Source organism: Marinitoga sp. 1154 (assembly GCF_013363285.1).
GTDB lineage: Bacteria > Thermotogota > Thermotogae > Petrotogales > Petrotogaceae > Marinitoga.
This window is the reverse complement of the sequence record NZ_LBFB01000021.1, coordinates 1-16,797: the sequence shown is the minus strand read 5'-3', so window position 1 is coordinate 16,797 and position 16,797 is coordinate 1. Positions and strand designations below refer to the sequence as shown.

14 protein-coding genes are annotated in these 16,797 nt (G+C 25.8%); 9 read left to right on the top strand and 5 right to left on the bottom strand.

Going from position 1 to position 16,797, the window contains the following annotated elements; all coding sequences use genetic code 11:
* The first annotated feature begins 148 nt into the window (after positions 1-148).
* From XO12_RS08855 to XO12_RS08845, 3 genes are read left to right on the top strand one after another with little or no spacing between them, the layout of a single operon-like run.
* The gene (locus XO12_RS08855; protein ID WP_047266422.1) at positions 149-532 is read left to right on the top strand and encodes a metalloregulator ArsR/SmtB family transcription factor; all 384 of its coding nucleotides are present in this window, start codon (positions 149-151) and stop codon (positions 530-532) included.
* Positions 507-1,547, top strand: a complete 1,041-nt coding sequence (arsB, locus tag XO12_RS08850) for an ACR3 family arsenite efflux transporter (RefSeq protein WP_047266421.1) — start codon at positions 507-509, stop codon at positions 1,545-1,547. Before XO12_RS08855 ends, arsB begins: the two co-directional genes overlap by 26 nt.
* Position 1,548: 1 nt before the next feature.
* Positions 1,549-2,322: a metallophosphoesterase gene (locus XO12_RS08845; RefSeq protein ID WP_175420139.1), complete on the top strand. Its 774-nt coding sequence runs from the start codon at positions 1,549-1,551 to the stop codon at positions 2,320-2,322.
* Between the two features lie 99 nt (positions 2,323-2,421).
* Here XO12_RS08845 and XO12_RS08840 read toward each other — a convergent pair whose 3' ends face one another.
* Positions 2,422-3,696, bottom strand: a complete 1,275-nt coding sequence (locus XO12_RS08840; RefSeq protein ID WP_175420138.1) for an SLC13 family permease — start codon at positions 3,694-3,696, stop codon at positions 2,422-2,424.
* 230 nt (positions 3,697-3,926) lie between these two features.
* Here XO12_RS08840 and XO12_RS08835 point away from each other — a divergent pair, with 230 nt between their 5' ends.
* The 4 genes from XO12_RS08835 to XO12_RS08820 all read left to right on the top strand — a co-directional run bounded on the left by XO12_RS08835 (position 3,927) and on the right by XO12_RS08820 (position 8,766).
* Positions 3,927-5,186 (top strand): amidohydrolase family protein, encoded by a 1,260-nt coding sequence (locus XO12_RS08835; RefSeq protein ID WP_047266418.1) that lies wholly within the window; start codon positions 3,927-3,929, stop codon positions 5,184-5,186.
* Positions 5,176-6,600: a GGDEF domain-containing protein gene (locus XO12_RS08830; RefSeq protein ID WP_175420137.1), complete on the top strand. Its 1,425-nt coding sequence runs from the start codon at positions 5,176-5,178 to the stop codon at positions 6,598-6,600. The genes XO12_RS08835 and XO12_RS08830 overlap by 11 nt, the downstream gene beginning before the upstream one ends.
* A 117-nt stretch (positions 6,601-6,717) precedes the next feature.
* The gene (locus XO12_RS08825; RefSeq protein WP_047266417.1) at positions 6,718-7,026 is read left to right on the top strand and encodes a MoaD/ThiS family protein; all 309 of its coding nucleotides are present in this window, start codon (positions 6,718-6,720) and stop codon (positions 7,024-7,026) included.
* Positions 7,027-7,050: 24 nt separating this feature from the next.
* Positions 7,051-8,766 (top strand): phospho-sugar mutase, encoded by a 1,716-nt coding sequence (locus tag XO12_RS08820; protein WP_047266416.1) that lies wholly within the window; start codon positions 7,051-7,053, stop codon positions 8,764-8,766.
* Between the two features lie 38 nt (positions 8,767-8,804).
* On the opposite strand, the gene XO12_RS08815 is transcribed toward XO12_RS08820, so the two are convergent.
* From XO12_RS08815 to XO12_RS08805, 3 genes are read right to left on the bottom strand one after another with little or no spacing between them, the layout of a single operon-like run.
* Positions 8,805-9,470, bottom strand: a complete 666-nt coding sequence (locus XO12_RS08815) for an ABC transporter ATP-binding protein (protein WP_047266415.1) — start codon at positions 9,468-9,470, stop codon at positions 8,805-8,807.
* Positions 9,470-11,056, bottom strand: coding sequence for an iron ABC transporter permease (locus XO12_RS08810; RefSeq protein WP_047266467.1), 1,587 nt, complete (start codon positions 11,054-11,056; stop codon positions 9,470-9,472). The genes XO12_RS08815 and XO12_RS08810 overlap by 1 nt, the downstream gene beginning before the upstream one ends.
* Before the next feature lie 20 nt (positions 11,057-11,076).
* Positions 11,077-12,093 carry a Fe(3+) ABC transporter substrate-binding protein gene (locus tag XO12_RS08805; protein WP_175420136.1) on the bottom strand — a complete coding sequence of 339 codons (1,017 nt, stop codon included), beginning with the start codon at positions 12,091-12,093 and terminating at the stop codon, positions 11,077-11,079.
* A 383-nt stretch (positions 12,094-12,476) separates the two neighbouring features.
* Here XO12_RS08805 and XO12_RS08800 point away from each other — a divergent pair, with 383 nt between their 5' ends.
* Positions 12,477-13,208: a metallophosphoesterase gene (locus XO12_RS08800; RefSeq protein ID WP_047266413.1), complete on the top strand. Its 732-nt coding sequence runs from the start codon at positions 12,477-12,479 to the stop codon at positions 13,206-13,208.
* Positions 13,209-13,228: 20 nt separating this feature from the next.
* On the top strand, positions 13,229-15,148 hold the full coding sequence (locus XO12_RS08795) for a BMP family ABC transporter substrate-binding protein (protein WP_052913266.1): 1,920 nt from the start codon (positions 13,229-13,231) through the stop codon (positions 15,146-15,148).
* 139 nt (positions 15,149-15,287) lie between these two features.
* On the opposite strand, the gene XO12_RS08790 is transcribed toward XO12_RS08795, so the two are convergent.
* A complete protein-coding gene (locus tag XO12_RS08790) occupies positions 15,288-16,637 on the bottom strand; it encodes a glutamine synthetase beta-grasp domain-containing protein (RefSeq protein WP_231580401.1) in 1,350 nt (449 codons plus the stop codon).
* Positions 16,638-16,797 lie beyond the last annotated feature (160 nt).

Below are 16,797 nucleotides of genomic sequence, written 5' to 3'. Positions count from 1 at the left end.
CAGTCTATATAATACACCCTTGAACACACACAACTATAAAAAATTAATTTCATTTTTCTAAAATTTTAATATAAATTCAATATTTTCTTCATAGAAAAATTATATCATATGTCTATATGAACATATAGTAATATAAAAGGAGGTCAATATGAATAAATTTGTTGAAATGATAAAAATTTTTTCTGATGAAACACGACTGAGAATATTAAATATATTATTCCAGGGTGAGCATTGTAATTGTGATTTAGAAGAAGTTTTAAATATTTCTCAATCCAATATTTCAAAACATTTAAAAAAAATAATGCTACTCGACTTAGTATCAAGTAGAAAAAGTTCATATTGGACATATTATAAAATTAATAAAGAGAATTTTGATAAACACCCATTTATGAATGAACTAATGAAAGAAATACAATATTTAGAACCTTTTAAATCTGATTTAATTAAACTAAAAAAATATAAAAGTATTCCAGGAAGATGTCAAATAAATTTAAAGGAGGTTTCTCATGAAAAAAAAGATAACCATTTTTGAAAAGTATCTTAGTTTATGGGTTATAATATGTATTATTTTTGGTGTTTTTATTGGAAATTTTTTTCCATTATTCCCAAAAATCTTGAGTAAATTAGAATATGCAAATGTATCTATTCCTGTAGCTATATTAATATGGTTGATGATTTTTCCTATGATGCTAAAAATCGATTTTTCAAGTATAAAAAATGTCCGTAAAAATCCAAAAGGTATAATTATAACTTTAATAATTAATTGGGTTATAAAACCTTTTACAATGTATTTTTTCGCATGGGTTTTTTTTAAATATATTTTTGCTGCCTTTATTTCCCCAGAACTTGCTGCTGAATACATTGCAGGAGCTGTCTTACTTGGAGCAGCTCCATGTACAGCTATGGTTTTTGTTTGGAGTTATTTAAGTGATGGAGATCCAGCTTATACTCTTGTTCAAGTAGCAATAAATGATATAATTATTTTATTTGCATTTGCTCCAATTGTATCATTTCTTCTTAAGGTGGGAAATGTTAATGTTCCATTTAATACTTTAATTTTATCAGTTGTATTTTTTGTATTATTTCCATTAATTATAGCTGTTTTAACAAGAAAACATTTAATAAAAAAAAGAGGCCTTGAATGGTTTAATAAAATATTTTTAAAAGAAATTTCCATTATATCACCAATTGGATTGTTAATAACATTAATAATATTATTTTCATTTCAAGGTAAAATTATTTTAAATAATTATTTTCACATATTATTAATTTCTATTCCATTAATAATACAAACTTTTTTTATTTTTTCTATAGGATATTTTTGGGCATACAAATGGAATTTATCACATAAAATAGCTGCTCCTGCCGCAATGATTGGTGCCAGTAATTTTTTTGAATTAGCTGTTGCCGTAGCAATATCATTATTTGGACTAGAATCTGGTGCTGTTTTAACAACTGTGGTAGGGGTATTAGTAGAAGTTCCTGTAATGTTAACATTGGTTAATATAGCAAACAAAACAAAAAACAAATTTATTCAGGAGGTATAATATGAAATTAGCTTTTATTTCAGATATTCATGCCAATTTAGAAGCTTTAAACGCCGTTTTAAAAGATATAAAGAAAAGAGAAATAGAAAAAATATATTGTTTAGGAGATTTAGTAGGATATGGCCCAAATCCAAATGAAGTTATTGATATTATAAAAAAAGAAAAGATAGAAAGTGTTATGGGCAATTACGACAATGCAATTGGATATGAAAAAGAAAGTTGTGGTTGTGCTTATAATCCTGGTAGAGAAACGGAGGTTGGAGATGAATCCATCAACTGGACAATAAAAAATACAACAAAAAAAAATAAGAAATATTTGAAATCATTATCTTCTAAAATCGAATTAAAAATTGAAGGAATTAATTTATTATTAGTTCATGGCAGTCCGTTAAATCATTTATTTGAATATATAAAACCTGATATAGATATTTTAAGGTTAAAAGAAATTGTTAATAAAACAAATGCTGATATTATTATTACCGGACATACACATTTGATCATGTCAAAACATATAAAAGGTAAAGCTATATTAAATCCCGGAAGTATTGGTAGGACAAAGGATGGTTCTCCTTTGGCAACATATTTAATATTAGAAATAAATAATGGCATATATAATTACGAATTCATAAAGGTAAAATATGATGTAAAGAAAACTGTGGAAAAAATCATTGAAGTTGGGCTTCCGGTAGAATTAGCAACTGTCCTAGCGTTAGGAGGAACATTTAACATGGGAAAATCAAAAAATAATAATATGATATTTAAAGTAAATAAATAATAATCAATTGAGCTGTCTGGGTGAATTTGACTTTTTGGACATCGTATTATATAGAATACATTTTAACAAAAACATGAATTGGATATCCAATTCATGTTTTTATATATATAATAAATATCCAATATATAATAATCCAATAATTAAAGAAATTAATACGGGCACTATTTTCCATTTCATATATTCGATAAAACCAAATCTTCTTCCAAGATTTTTTTCAAGATAATTTACGGCCACAATATTTTGTACTGCACCAAGCGGAGTTAAACTCGTTGCAAAATTGGCCCCAATTGCAAAAGTCCACCACAATATAGGATTTATACCCTGCGAAACAAGTATTTTAATAACCGGAGCTAAAATTAAAGCAGATGGAACATTGTTCAATATAGGAATGGTTATTATTGATATTAAATAAAAAATACCCAACAATAATAACATATTTCCTTCTAGAGGTATAAATAAGTTTGCAATTTTTTCAGTAAAACCTATTTCTTCGAGCGCATATGATGTCATATATAATCCAGCAAAGAAAAATAACATATCCCAATCTATATCTTTAGCAATATTCTCATAACCTCCAGAAAATTTAAAAACAAGTATAGAGCCACCCAAAAGCGCAATAACAGCTAATTCAAGATTCAACGATGTATGAAGGATAAATAGAATAATAACAATTATAAAATCCAGCAAAGAAAATATCATCATCTTTTTATCTGTAATAGCCTTATTTTCATCCATTAATTTTAACTTTTCTATATTTTTCAATGCTTTTTCATCAATAGTTAAATGTTTTTTGAAATATATCAATACCCCTATAAATGCTAAAATAGAAACAGGCCCCATTTTTATTATAAAATCATTGAAAGAATATCCGCTAATAGAACCTATTACAAGATTTAAAGGACTCCCGATTAAAGTTGCAGCTCCACCTATATTATCCATTAATATGGTTAAAGTTATTAAAGGTATTGGATTTATCTCAAGCATATCAGAAATTAAAAAAATCATAGGTGCCATAACCAATATAGTTACAACATTGTCTAAAAAAGCGGATGTAAGAGCAACTATTATCATCAATAACGTAACAGTAAGAAAAAAACGCTTTCCACCTAGTTTTATTATTTTTATTGAAAAATATTCAAAAAATCCAGATTTACTCAAAAAAGCAACTATCATCATCATTCCAGTTAATAATCCTAAAGTGTCAATATCAACAACATGGCTGAAATTCTCTGTGTCTAAACCATTTACCAACCTCAATGCTGAGATTATTAAAGCCAAACTAAATACTACAGCAGGTTTATTTTTCCGACCAAAAATAATGTAAAGATAAGCTAAAGTTACAATAAATAAAACAAGAATAGAATGGATAGTCATAATGTCACCCCAATTTAAGTTTTATCAAATGAATTGCTGATATATAATAAACCTTCAATATAATGAGAATTTTTCATTATTATTTAAAACAGGCAACCAAAATATTACAAAATAACTTTATAAAATTTAGCGATTTATCGCAATTAATTTTTATGGTATAATATTAATATAGCGAATGATTATTAATACTTTAATATTAAATTACAATAATATTTAAAAGAGGTGTTATTGTGTATTATTTAACAAAAAACGGAAATTTTATTTTTAAAAATACAAAACATAATGTGAAAAAATATATAACCCCGTTAATAACAGATACTCATATGCATATATTGGGTTTTGGTGAAAAATTATTAAATCCAGATCTTGAAAAATTAAATACTGAGCAAATACAAAAAATTATTATAGACAAATTAAACAAAGGGGAAGATAAAGTTATATTAAGAGGATGGAGTAATTTAAAAATGGATTTAGATCCAATTTCTAAAAACATTCCTATAATTTTGATTAGAAGATGTGGGCATATTGCTATTGTTAATTCTATTATTTTAGAAAAATTATCAAAAGAAATTGATAATAAATATATAGATTTCAAAAATAAGATTATAAAAGAAAAAGCCCTTGAAAAATTTTATGAAATATATGGATACTTTTCAGATATTAAAGGGGCTTATAAAAAAGCCACAAAATATTTGCAATCAAAAGGTTACGGATATGTTCATTCTGATGATTTGCACGGTATAAAAAAAGAAAATTTACCTTTTAATAATGAAATGAAAATTTTAGAAAAAGTTGCAATTAATAATTTTGATGAATTGCGAAATTATTATAATTTAAAATATTTTGAGAAATTTAAAAGCGTGAAATTATATATGGATGGCTCATTTGGAGGAAGAACGGCATTTTTAAGAGAAAAATATAATGATAGTAAAGAAAATGGTTCTATATTATGGCATAAAGAGGAATTAAAAAAAGTTATTGAATTTTGTGAAAATCATAATCTTCATTTGTGTATGCATGCAATAGGAGATAAAGCTGTTGATATAATTTTAGAATCTTTTAATGATTTAAAACCAAACAATTTTCATAGAATAATTCATGCTTCTATCTTACATGACGAACAAATAAAAATGATTAAAAAGCACAAATTAATATTGGATATGCAACCACAATTTTTCGACTCAGATAAAGAAATATTGGAAAGCAGATTAGGAAAGAGAAAAAAATTAACATATAGATTTAAAGATTTATATAATGAAAAAATACCTATGTTCTTTTCATCTGATGCACCAGTTGAGATGCCAGATTGGATTAGAGATGCTCGAATTTTAAATAATCTAGGACTTCCATTAAATTATATTATTTATAATTTAACATATTTTCCTGAATTCATTGATGGATTTGATAGAGAAAAACAATTTTTAATATTTAAAGAAAATCCTTTTGAAAAATTGACAATTCCTTATATTGGAGGAAAAAATGATATATAGTATTTTATTGTTTTTATTATTAAGTATATTTTTTATCATTATAAGTAAATATAATCTTAGGAGAACTATTAAAAATATTTTTATAGTTCTTAATAATTTGCCATTAATTATAATAATATATGACTTTGATAAAATTTATTATTATTCTTCAGAGATTGAAAAAATACTGAAAAAGAAAATAATTACAGTGGATGATTATATTACATTTTTTGACAAAAAAGAAAAATTACAAATAATACAAATATTATCCACAAAAAAAGATAAAGTTTCTTTGAACTTTATAAAAAAAATTAATAATGAGATTTATAAAATTTTTTCAATGAAAATTACTTTTTTTGGGAAAATAGTAATTTTGCAGGTTTTTCATAATATAACTGAAATTTATAAAAAAGATAAAATGATACACCAAATGAATCAAAAAATTGAAGTTCTGGATAATTTAAGAAATTTAACATATACTGAAAATTTTAATTTATCTGGAATAATGGAAAGTATATTTAATTATTTAAGAAAAGTCGATCTCGTAGACTTATTTGCTTTTAGTATTTTTTCAAAAGATAAAAAAAGTGCTAAAGTAACAATTTATTTTGAAAATAAAAAAATCGAAACAACTATTTACGAAAAACAAAAAGGTATTTCATGGTATTTTTTAAAAAATAATTTAAAAAAATTATATATTCAAGACTTATCAAATTTCTCAAAGGATGAATATAAAAGCGTTATAAATATATATGAAATGGATAATTCGTATAAAGATTTAACCTTATATTTATTTCCATATAAATTTGAAAAAAACATTCACGGATTATTTTCATTTGGAAAAAAAGGAATAGATTCATATTCGGAAATGGATAAAAAATTAATAGAATCTATAGCAGAACATATAGATTTCGTTGTTAGGTATCAATATATATTAAAAAAATATAATGAAGAAAATAATCATTATAAAGATTTACTAACCAAAGATACCTTAACTCAACTATATTCAAGATACTATTTTAATGAATGGATATTAAAACATGCTGAATATCTTAAAAGAAATAATAAAAAATCCATATTGGCAATGATAGATATAAATAATTTTAAAAATATAAATGATACATATGGTCATTTGACAGGAGATAATGTATTAAAATTTATTGCCAATATCTTTTTAAATAATATAAGGTCAATGGATATAGCTGTACGGTTTGGCGGTGATGAATTTTTATTAATATTTCCTGATGCTACAATTAAAAATATCAAGAAAAAAATGAAAATAATTATTGAAAAAATAAAAGAAAATAATTATTCTTTTGATGTTTCTATTTCATACGGACTTTCTGAATTCTGCGGAGAATCATATATAGAATCTTTAAAAAGAGCTGATAAAAAAATGTATGAAATGAAGAAAAATTTAGGCAAAAAATTTTAAGCGGAAATATTAAGTCAAAAAAATAAATAAAGTTAAAAAATATATCATTTTATGATATATTTTTTGTGGTATAATTTAATGTTGCGATGATAATGATTATACTGAGGAGGTGAATAAATGTTAAAAATAAAATTCATGAGTAATTTAAGAGCAATTCTTGACAAAAAATCAATAAACTTGGATATTGAACAGGAAAAAGAACTAGCAGAATTGTTAAAAATAATCGGAAATAAGATTAAATCAAAATTTGAAATAATAAAAAAAGAAAAAGATCATATGGTATTGAAATTATATGTAAATCTAAATGGTCAAGAAAGTTATATTACAATGAGAGTTAAATTTCTTTATAACAATGAATTTATCTCAATGGATAAAAAAATAAAAGATGGAGAATTACAAATATTACCGCTACTTGGTGGAGGATAAGAAAATGATAAAGGAGTGATGATGATGGATTACATGAAAGTATACGAAGAATGGTTAAACAGCCCCCATGTGGATGAAGAAACTAAAAAAGAACTATTATCAATAAGAGAAAATGAAAAGGAGATTATGGAAAGATTTTATAAAGAATTAGAATTTGGTACTGCTGGATTAAGAGGTATATTAGGTGCAGGAACAAATAGAATGAATATTTATACAGTGGGTAAAGCCACGCAGGGATTGGCAGATTTTATTGTTTCAAAAGGTGAAGAATATATGAAACGCGGAGTTGTTATAGCATATGATGTTAGACATAACTCGGAGTTATTTGCAAAAACAGCTGCACTTATTTTAGCAGCCAATGGAATAAAAGCTTACTTGTTTGATCATATCGCACCGACACCTTTACTTTCATTCTCTGTTAGAAGATTGAATACTGCTGCTGGTATAGTAATTACAGCAAGCCATAATCCAAAAAATTATAACGGTTATAAAGTTTACTGGGAACAAGGTTCTCAAATATTGGATGATGTGGCTATCCCGGTAATGGAAAATATCAAAAAATTAACAGATTTCTCAATGATTAAGAAAATTTCTGAAAGCGAAGCTCTTGAAAAAGGTTTATTAGAATATGTTGGTAAAGATATTGAAGATGAATATATAGAAAAAGTAAAAGGATTAGCAATAAGAGATGATATTGATAAAGATGTTAAAATTGTATATACACCTCTTAATGGTACCGGGAATAAACCAGTTAGAAGAGTACTGGCTGAAAGAGGCTTTAAAAATATATTTGTTGTACCTGAACAAGAAAATCCGGATCCAGATTTTAAAACCGTCGGATATCCTAATCCTGAAGATATAAAAGCTTTTGAATATGCAAAAAAATTGGCTGAAAATAAAGATGCAGATGTAATAATAGCAACCGATCCAGATTGTGATAGAACTGCTGTAATGGTAAAACATAAAGGAGAATATGTGCCTTTAAACGGAAATCAAACTGGAGCTATATTAATAAAATATATTATTGAAGGAAGAAAAGAAAAAGGAACATTATCTGAAAAAGGAATGATTATAAAATCAATAGTTACAGGTGATTTAGGAAAGGAATTAGCTGAAAAATATGGTGTAATCACATTTGAAACATTAACAGGATTTAAAAATATCTGTGGATTAGAAAATGAATTAGAAGGAAAATATGATTTCGAATTCGGGTATGAAGAAAGCATAGGATATGTAACAGGCACGTTCGTAAGAGATAAAGATGGCGTTATCTCTTCTATGTTTGTTTCAGAAGCTGCTGCATATTATAAAAAACAAGGAAAAACGTTAATAGATGTACTATATGATTTATATAATGAAATAGGATATTATTTTGAAAATAATTTTTCAATTATCATCGAAGGGTTAGAAGGTATGGCAAAAATGAAAAAGATTATGGAAGTATACAGAAAAGAATTTCCGAAAGAAATTGGCAATATGAAACTTATAAGATATATTGATTATTTAGAAAAAAAAGATATGAACTTAACGACAAATGAAATAAATGAAACAGATGTTCCAAAATCAAATGTATTAAGATTTTTCTTCGATGATGGCTCATGGTATGCGGTTAGACCATCCGGAACAGAGCCTAAATTAAAGATTTATATTTACTCTAAGGATAAAGATGAAAATAAATCAAAAGAGAAATTAAAATTAATGAAAGATAAAATAATGGAAATTATTAATTCTGTAGAGTAAAAATAATCCCCTGAACCAGGGGATTATTTTTATTCACTTTAATTTACATAATTTTGATCATATACTTCTTCTGTTTTCCCAATATATTTAATTTTTCCCTTTTCGATAATAATAATTTTATCTGACAGAGCAATAGCATCATTCTTATCATGAGTAACTAAAATTGTTGTAATACCTGCTTTATTCAGAATTTTTTTTAATTCCGTTCTGATTCTATCTTTTAAATTTTCATCCAAATTACTAAAAGGTTCATCTAAAAGCAATAATTTTGGGTTTGTTGCAAGTGTTCTTGCCAATGCAACTCTTTGCTGTTGCCCGCCACTTAATTCATGAGGATATCTATTTTCGTATCCTTTTAAATTGACTAATTGCAACATTTCCTTTGTTTTATTTTTTTTTGCAAATTCTATATTTTGTTTTACTGTCATATGCGGAAATAATGCATAATCTTGAAATACAAACCCTATATTTCTTTTTTCTGGAAAAACAAAATGCTGTTTTGAAGTTAAAATTCGATTTTCCAATCTAATAATACCTTTTTGCGGCCTTTCAAATCCTGCAATTATTCTAAGTATAGTACTTTTACCGCTTCCACTTTCACCAACAATAGCAACTGTTTCCCCTTTTTTAATTTGAAAATCTATTCCTTTCAATACAAAATCTTTATCATATTTAAACCAGATATCTTCTATATATAAAAACATTATTTACCATCTCCTGTTATTTTTCTTAAAATTAGTATAAAAATAAAAATTATTGATATTATTGTTAAAGATGCTACAGAAGCTTCATGTATCATTTCATCATTTGCATATTCAAAAACTTTTGTAGCTAATGTATCAAAATTAAAAGGTCTAAGAATTAAAGTCAAAGGTAATTCTTTTATTATTTCAATAAACGAAAAAATAAAAGCACTAATAATAGCAGGTTTTATAATTGGAATATCGATCTTTAAAAATGTAATAAAAAATGATTTCCCCAAACTTCTGGAAGCTTCATGATAGGATTTTCCAGTTTTTTCAAAATTACTATCAATAGGACTATAAGCTATATTTAAAAAACGAACAATATATGCATAAATAAGCATTAATATTGAAGAAGTTAATACTAATCTTGATTTAATACCTAAAAATGCATATAAAGAGGATAAAGTTTTATCTAAGTTTATGAAAATTATCATTACACCAACAGCAATAACTGCACCAGGTATAGAATAACCCATTGTAGCTATTTTTGACAAAATAACTGTATTTTTTCCACTAAATCGGATAGTATCTGAAATTATAAGAGCCAGAATTATTATAACAATTGAAGATATCATGGCTATAAGTATTGAATTAAAAGTTAATTCAATAAATTTTATATTGGTATTTTTAAACGAAAATATAGACCATTGTATTAATTGCAATACTGGAAACAAAAAGGATAATAAAAACAAAGCTGTCATATAAGAAAAAATTAGATATAATTTAATACCTTTTAATTTTCTTCTTTTTATTGGTTTGTTTTTTTTAGTAGCATATGATTTATTTTGCCTTAAAATTTTTTCAAAATATAAAATACTAAAAACAAATAATAATAAAATAGCTGATAATTTTATTGCTGTATTAATATCGCCTAGAGAAAACCATGCTTTAAAAATTCCCGTGCTAAAAGTTGGAATTCCGTAATATTTCACAACACCATAATCATTTAATACTTCCATTAATACAAGACTAGTCCCGCCCACTATAGCGGGTCTAGCCAATGGCAAAACAATTTTAAAAAATGTCTCTAAAGTTCCCTTCCCCAAAGAATAAGAAACTTCTATAATATTATGTATTTGTTTTGAAAAAAAAGATTTTACTGTTAAATAAACATATGGAAATAAAAACATTGAAAATATAAATACCGATCCTGAAACTGACATAATATTAAATAAATACGATTTCCCATTAAATTCCGTATACTTCATTAAAAATGTCTGTAATGAACCAGTATAGCTAATCATACCTGCATATACATATGCACCTATAAACGGAGGAATAGTTAATGGCAATATTAGCAACCACTCAAATTGTTTTCTAAAAGGAAATTCGTAATAACTAACAAACCATGCACTTGAGATACCTAATACCGCTGATAAAAATCCTGTCCCTATAATAAGTTTTAATGAATTTAGAACATAATCTTTTAACAAATAATTATAAATATGCGTCCAATTCTTATTAGAAGGAATTATTAAATTGTATAAAACAACAAAAATAGGTACTGAAATTAAAAATAATATAATATAAGTTGTTTTTTTCATATATCCTCCTATTGGTTTTATTATTTCCAACCAGCTTTATCCATTATTTCAACAGCTTTAGAATTATACTCACCTAATAGTGTTAAGTCTATTCCTTGAGAAGTAAAATTTCCCCATGATTTTAATAATTCAGATGGTTCAACTTCTGGATTTGCAGGATACTCATAATTTGCTTTAGCAAATTCACCCTGTGCTTCTTTACTTGTTAAGAATTCCAAAAGTTTAATTGCATTTTCTCGGTTTTTTGAGTATTTTACAATACCAGCACCACTTACATTTATATGAGTTCTTTCAGGAAAAAATATTTTTATTTTTTTAGCCGCTGCTACCTGTTGTTTATCAGATGAATTTAACATCTTCCCTATATAATATGTATTTACTATTGCAATATCCCCTTCACCAGATGCAACAGCTATAACCTGTGCCCTATCATTCCCTTGAGGCTTTCTAGCCATATTATTAACAATACCTTTTGCCCAATTTAAAGCCCATTCTTCACCATATATTGCAACAAATGAAGCTATTAAAGATTGATTATATATATTAGAAGAAGATCTGACAACAATTCTTCCTTTCCATTCAGGATTAATTAAATCCTCATATGTTTTTATCTTCGATATATCTACTCTTTCGGGTGAATAAGCTAAAACTCTTGCTCTTACAGTTAAAGCATACCAGTAATTTTCTCTATCTCTTAGATTATTCGGTATATTTTTTATTAACACATCTGTAACGATAGGTTGTAATAATCCTAAAACTTTTGCTCTGTGCAGCCTTCCTACATCAGCAGTTATAAATAAATCCGCTCTTGTGTCACTACCCTCATTTTTTATTCTTTCAATTAATTCATCTTCTCCAGCTTTAATTACATTTACTTTAATTCCTGTTAATTTTGTAAATTCATCATATAATTTCTGATCTGTATCATAATGTCTACTTGTATATACATTTACTTCTCCACCTTGGCCATAACCAAACATACCTGCATATAACGAAATAGATAATAGAGCTAAAACAACCACAAAAATTTTCTTCATAAAACATTCCTCCTTTTGTTTTTATTTTCACAATTTATTACCAGTTTAATTATAACAAATTCTATCCATTTTTAAGCTAAAAAAAAATTACATGTTTGATATTTTTCTTTTTATAATCCAAAATAGTTAAAATAATGAAAATAAAAAAGAAATAAAAAAGAAATAATACCCGTGGTAGGTAGGGGTAAAAACGTTTTATATTTACCATAAACAACAGAAAACAACAATATTTGTCAACAATGTTAAAATGTTACATAAAATCAACAAATAGTGTTGTAAAAGTTTTTAGGTTTATATTATTTTAGATTTAAATCAAAAAATATATTCTATTTGTTTTTAATCTTTTTTTGGTATAATAATAAAAAAATTGGAAGGAAGATAATATGCTTGAAATAGTAGCAGTATCAGATGAAGAAAGAGGATATTTACCTAAAAAAATTAAGAAATGTGATGTATTATTGTGCTGTGGAGATTTATCGCCAGGTTATCTTGATTACTTATTAAATACATTAAATCCCAAAATAAGTTATATGATTTATGGAAATCATGACAAAAAATATTTTAAAAATTTATTTGATGTAGAACTTTCAGGATATTCAAAAACATATAAAGGCTTAATAATAATACATGAAAAAATTGAAAATTTGAAAAGAGTATTAAATATAGAATCAAATATCTATATAGGAGGTTTTTCTGGAGCTTTTTCATATGGAAAAAAACCTTTTCATTTTGCAGAAAAAGACGCAAAAAATTTTGAAAAAATATTATCTCGAAAAAAAAGATTAAATTTTATCAAACAATTGGACATTTTAATAACTCATTCTCCTCCAGGAATTGAAAATATGTTTGAAAAAGAAATCAGTTCATATCATAAAGGCTCAAAAAATATGGCTTTAATATATAAAAAATATTTCCCTAAAATATGGTTTTATGGCCATATACATCCAAGATATACAGATCAAAAACTAAATTTTAAAATTCATTACAAAAACAAAGTTTCTTATTTGCTTAACACCGTTCCTTATAAGTACGTAAAATATGATGAAGAGAAAAAAGAAATATTAGAAATTATAAGTGAAGAAGGAATCATTCTTTTTAAAGATATTTATATTTAAAAAATTCGGGAGAGGGTAATATGAACAATATGAGGTTTGATAGTTCAAAAGAATATAGAAATGCAAAAAAGATGGCCGAAAGAGAATTATTATACTGGCAAAGCAGAGGGAAAGATGGATATCTACCTGCTTTAGAAGAAATAATAAAGGATAAAAATATTATTAGTGAAAATTCTTTAGGAGTAATAGAAATACCTATAAAAAAAGTAAAAGGTACATATTATGCTTCGAGAAAGAGTGCATTTGCAAAAAACTTTATGCCTCTTTTAGAAGAAGATAGTGAGTTTGCTATAAAATGGATGAATTTATTCGAGGCACAACAGGAAGAAGGAATTAGAGATGCTATTGTAGCTTATGAATATTTAAATAAATTTTATGTAATGGAAGGAAATAAAAGAACAAGTGTTTTAAAATATCTAGATTCTCCATCAATAATGGCTAATGTTAAAAGGCTAATACCTAAATATGATGAAATGGATATAAATATAAGAATATATTATGAATTTCTTGAATTTTATGAAAAAACTAAAATAAACATGATCTGGTTCAAAAGAGAAGGTGGATTTAAAGAATTAGAAAAAATATTAATTGATTACGTTAAAAAAAATAATGAAAATCCAAAAGAATTTTTTAACTTTCTTGAAAAATCAATATATTGGGATTTTAGAAAAATATATCATGAATTAAATGGTGAAAAATTACCTATAACAACTGGTGAAGCATTTTTGTTTTATCTAAAAAAATATGGAATAGAAAAAAATTTAAAGCATAAGAATTTAAAACCAAAAATCAGGATGTTAATAAAAGAACTGGAAAATATTTATATTGAAGAAAGAAAAAATATATTACAGGAAGTTTTTACATCTTTAATAAAAAGCCCAACAGAAAAGCAATTAAAAATAGCTTTTATTTATAGAAACTATATTAATGAAAGCACATGGGTCCAATCACATGAAAATGGAAGAATATATATCGAAAATAAATTTGGAGATAAAATCTCCACCTATTTCGTTGAAAATGTAAAAAAAGAAGAATCTTATAATTTAATTAAAGATTTAATCAACCAGGAATATAATCTAATTATAACAACAAGTTATGATTATATGGATTCAACATACAAAGCAGCTATAGAATTTCCAAATATAAAATTTTTAAATTGTGCAGGATATAAAAGTTATAGAAATTTGTCTGTCTATTTTGGAAGAATATATCAACCGAAATTTTTAACGGGATTAATTGCTGGTGCAATAACGAAAAAAAATAAAATAGGATATATCGCACCTTATCCACTACCACTTTTTGTCAGAAGTTTAAATGCTTTTGCCCTTGGTGTTAAAGTTGTAAACCCTTATGCAAAAATTTTAATCAAATGGACAAAAAAATGGATAGATCATGATATTGAAACTCAAAAAACTAATGAGTTGATTAATGAAGATATAGATATACTGGCAACCAATATGGACTCATTAGTGCCACAAAAAATAGCAGATAAAAAAAATATTTTGAGTATTGGATATAATGTAATATCCGACAATATTACATCAAAAACATATATAGCTTCATCCTACTGGGAATGGGGAAGATTTTATAAAAAAATAGTAGGAAGGCTTCTTGAAAACAAATGGTCTGTTACTACTTCAAAAAATCTGGAAGATTTAAAAAAATATTGGTATGGTATGAATAAAGGTGTTGTAAAATTATATAAAAATAGCAAATTAATTCCAGGTCAAACTCTAAGAATAGTTGAAGCAATGGAAGAGTTAATTAAAAATAATAATTTTGATATATTTAGCGGTCCAATAATAAATAATACTAATAAAATAATAGTGGATAAAGACGAAAGTATTTTAGATGAAGATTTGCTAAAAATGAATTGGTATCTTAATAATATTGAAGGAGAACTAGAAAAAGTAATCTTTAGTACAGATAAAAAGTATTAAATAAATTGGAGGATATATAATGTATTTAGTCGTTTCTTTTTGAATAGACATCACTTATCTAATTTCTTAACTCTGAACATGTACAATAAAATATATATCTACCAATAACAGCAGGAAAAAATCCTGCTGTTATTGTAATCTATAATTCAAAATATAATTCAAATTCTTTAGGGACAGGTATTGAATAAATCATATTAGCTTCTTTTATTTTTGTTTCTTTCCATTTGTTTATCAATGAATCTGGAAATGTTTTTAAATATTCTTTATCTTTTTCAAGGCCTTTTACAACATCCTTTAAATTTAACGGAAATTCTTTATCGTTTTCACCTTTAGAATGAAATCCCAAATCTACTGGATCTAGATTATTTTCAATTCCATTCACTCCGGCTAAAACCATTGCAGAGAGGAAAAAATATATATTTGCTGTAGCATCACCTGTTCTGAATTCAATTCTCGTATCTGCTTTGCTTAAATATCCCGGAATTCTAATAGCTGCACTTCTGCTTCCTTTTGAGAACGATGCAGAAATAGGTGCTTCAAATCCCGGAACAAGCCTTTTATATGAATTTGTACTTGGATTAGACCAGGATAGCAACGACCCAGTCAAACTATGTTTTAAAACACCCGCTGTATATTTCAAAGCTAAATCACTTAAATTATATAATTCATCTCCTACAAATAAACTTTTGCCTTCTTTTTCTAAAAATTGATGCACATGCATACCATTTCCAGGCATATTATATAATGGTTTAGGCATAAATGTTACAAAAAGTCCATACTCATTTGCAATTCGTCTTATTAAATATTTTGCAAGTGTTACACTATCAGCTGCATCAACTAAACTCATAAAATTTAATTCTATTTCGTGTTGTGACATTCCAACTTCATGATGATGATATTTCACAAGAATACCTGCATTTTCTAAAGTTTTAACGATTTCGTTTCTTAATTGAAAATGTATATCATATGGCTCATTTAAATGATATGATGAACCATTTGCTCTCGGATAATATTGGCTATTTCCCAATCCTTCAGAACTTTCAACACTATAATATGATTCTGTTGATGAAGTATTATACTCAACACCATCAAATATATGAAATTCAAGTTCAACAAGCATTTTTGCATCATCAGCTATTCTTGAATCTTTAAGATATTTTAAAGTTTCTTTTGCTATACTCCTAGGATATTGATCAAAATACTCTCCAGTAGAAGGACTTATTACATCCGATAAAACATGAACAATTTTCATATTATTATTTATTTCTAAATACATATTTGTCCTATCTGGAATAGCAACCATATCAGAATCAGTAACCTTTGCGAAACCAAAATTTGAAGCATCAAACCCTATACCTTCTTTGAAAATTTTTTCACTTACATAACTTTTAGGTAAAGTTACATGTTTCATTTTTCCATATATATCGATTACCATAATGTCTAAAAAATCATAATCCTCAGGAATTTTGTCTATTTTAAAAAATTCCACAATATGTCACCTCCATAATTTATTCCAATATACTGTGTAAATTCAATTTACAGAATATTGATTATAAGCTATTTCGAAAAAGGGCATCACCCCCACACTTGGTGTTGATTTACTTTTGTAGTATTATTATATTGTACCCAAAACTTATTGGAGGTGATAC

What these genes read in the sequence shown, in the direction of transcription:
- XO12_RS08795 (WP_052913266.1), top strand. Translation starts at nt 13,229, where the DNA reads ATGAACAATATGAGGTTTGATAGTTCAAAAGAATATAGAAATGCAAAA.
- XO12_RS08820 (WP_047266416.1), top strand. Translation starts at nt 7,051, where the DNA reads ATGGATTACATGAAAGTATACGAAGAATGGTTAAACAGCCCCCATGTG.
- XO12_RS08840 (WP_175420138.1), bottom strand. Translation starts at nt 3,696, where the DNA reads ATGACTATCCATTCTATTCTTGTTTTATTTATTGTAACTTTAGCTTAT.
- XO12_RS08825 (WP_047266417.1), top strand. Translation starts at nt 6,718, where the DNA reads ATGTTAAAAATAAAATTCATGAGTAATTTAAGAGCAATTCTTGACAAA.
- XO12_RS08815 (WP_047266415.1), bottom strand. Translation starts at nt 9,470, where the DNA reads ATGTTTTTATATATAGAAGATATCTGGTTTAAATATGATAAAGATTTT.
- XO12_RS08845 (WP_175420139.1), top strand. Translation starts at nt 1,549, where the DNA reads ATGAAATTAGCTTTTATTTCAGATATTCATGCCAATTTAGAAGCTTTA.
- XO12_RS08855 (WP_047266422.1), top strand. Translation starts at nt 149, where the DNA reads ATGAATAAATTTGTTGAAATGATAAAAATTTTTTCTGATGAAACACGA.
- arsB (WP_047266421.1), top strand. Translation starts at nt 507, where the DNA reads ATGAAAAAAAAGATAACCATTTTTGAAAAGTATCTTAGTTTATGGGTT.
- XO12_RS08830 (WP_175420137.1), top strand. Translation starts at nt 5,176, where the DNA reads ATGATATATAGTATTTTATTGTTTTTATTATTAAGTATATTTTTTATC.
- XO12_RS08805 (WP_175420136.1), bottom strand. Translation starts at nt 12,093, where the DNA reads ATGAAGAAAATTTTTGTGGTTGTTTTAGCTCTATTATCTATTTCGTTA.
- XO12_RS08800 (WP_047266413.1), top strand. Translation starts at nt 12,477, where the DNA reads ATGCTTGAAATAGTAGCAGTATCAGATGAAGAAAGAGGATATTTACCT.
- XO12_RS08810 (WP_047266467.1), bottom strand. Translation starts at nt 11,056, where the DNA reads ATGAAAAAAACAACTTATATTATATTATTTTTAATTTCAGTACCTATT.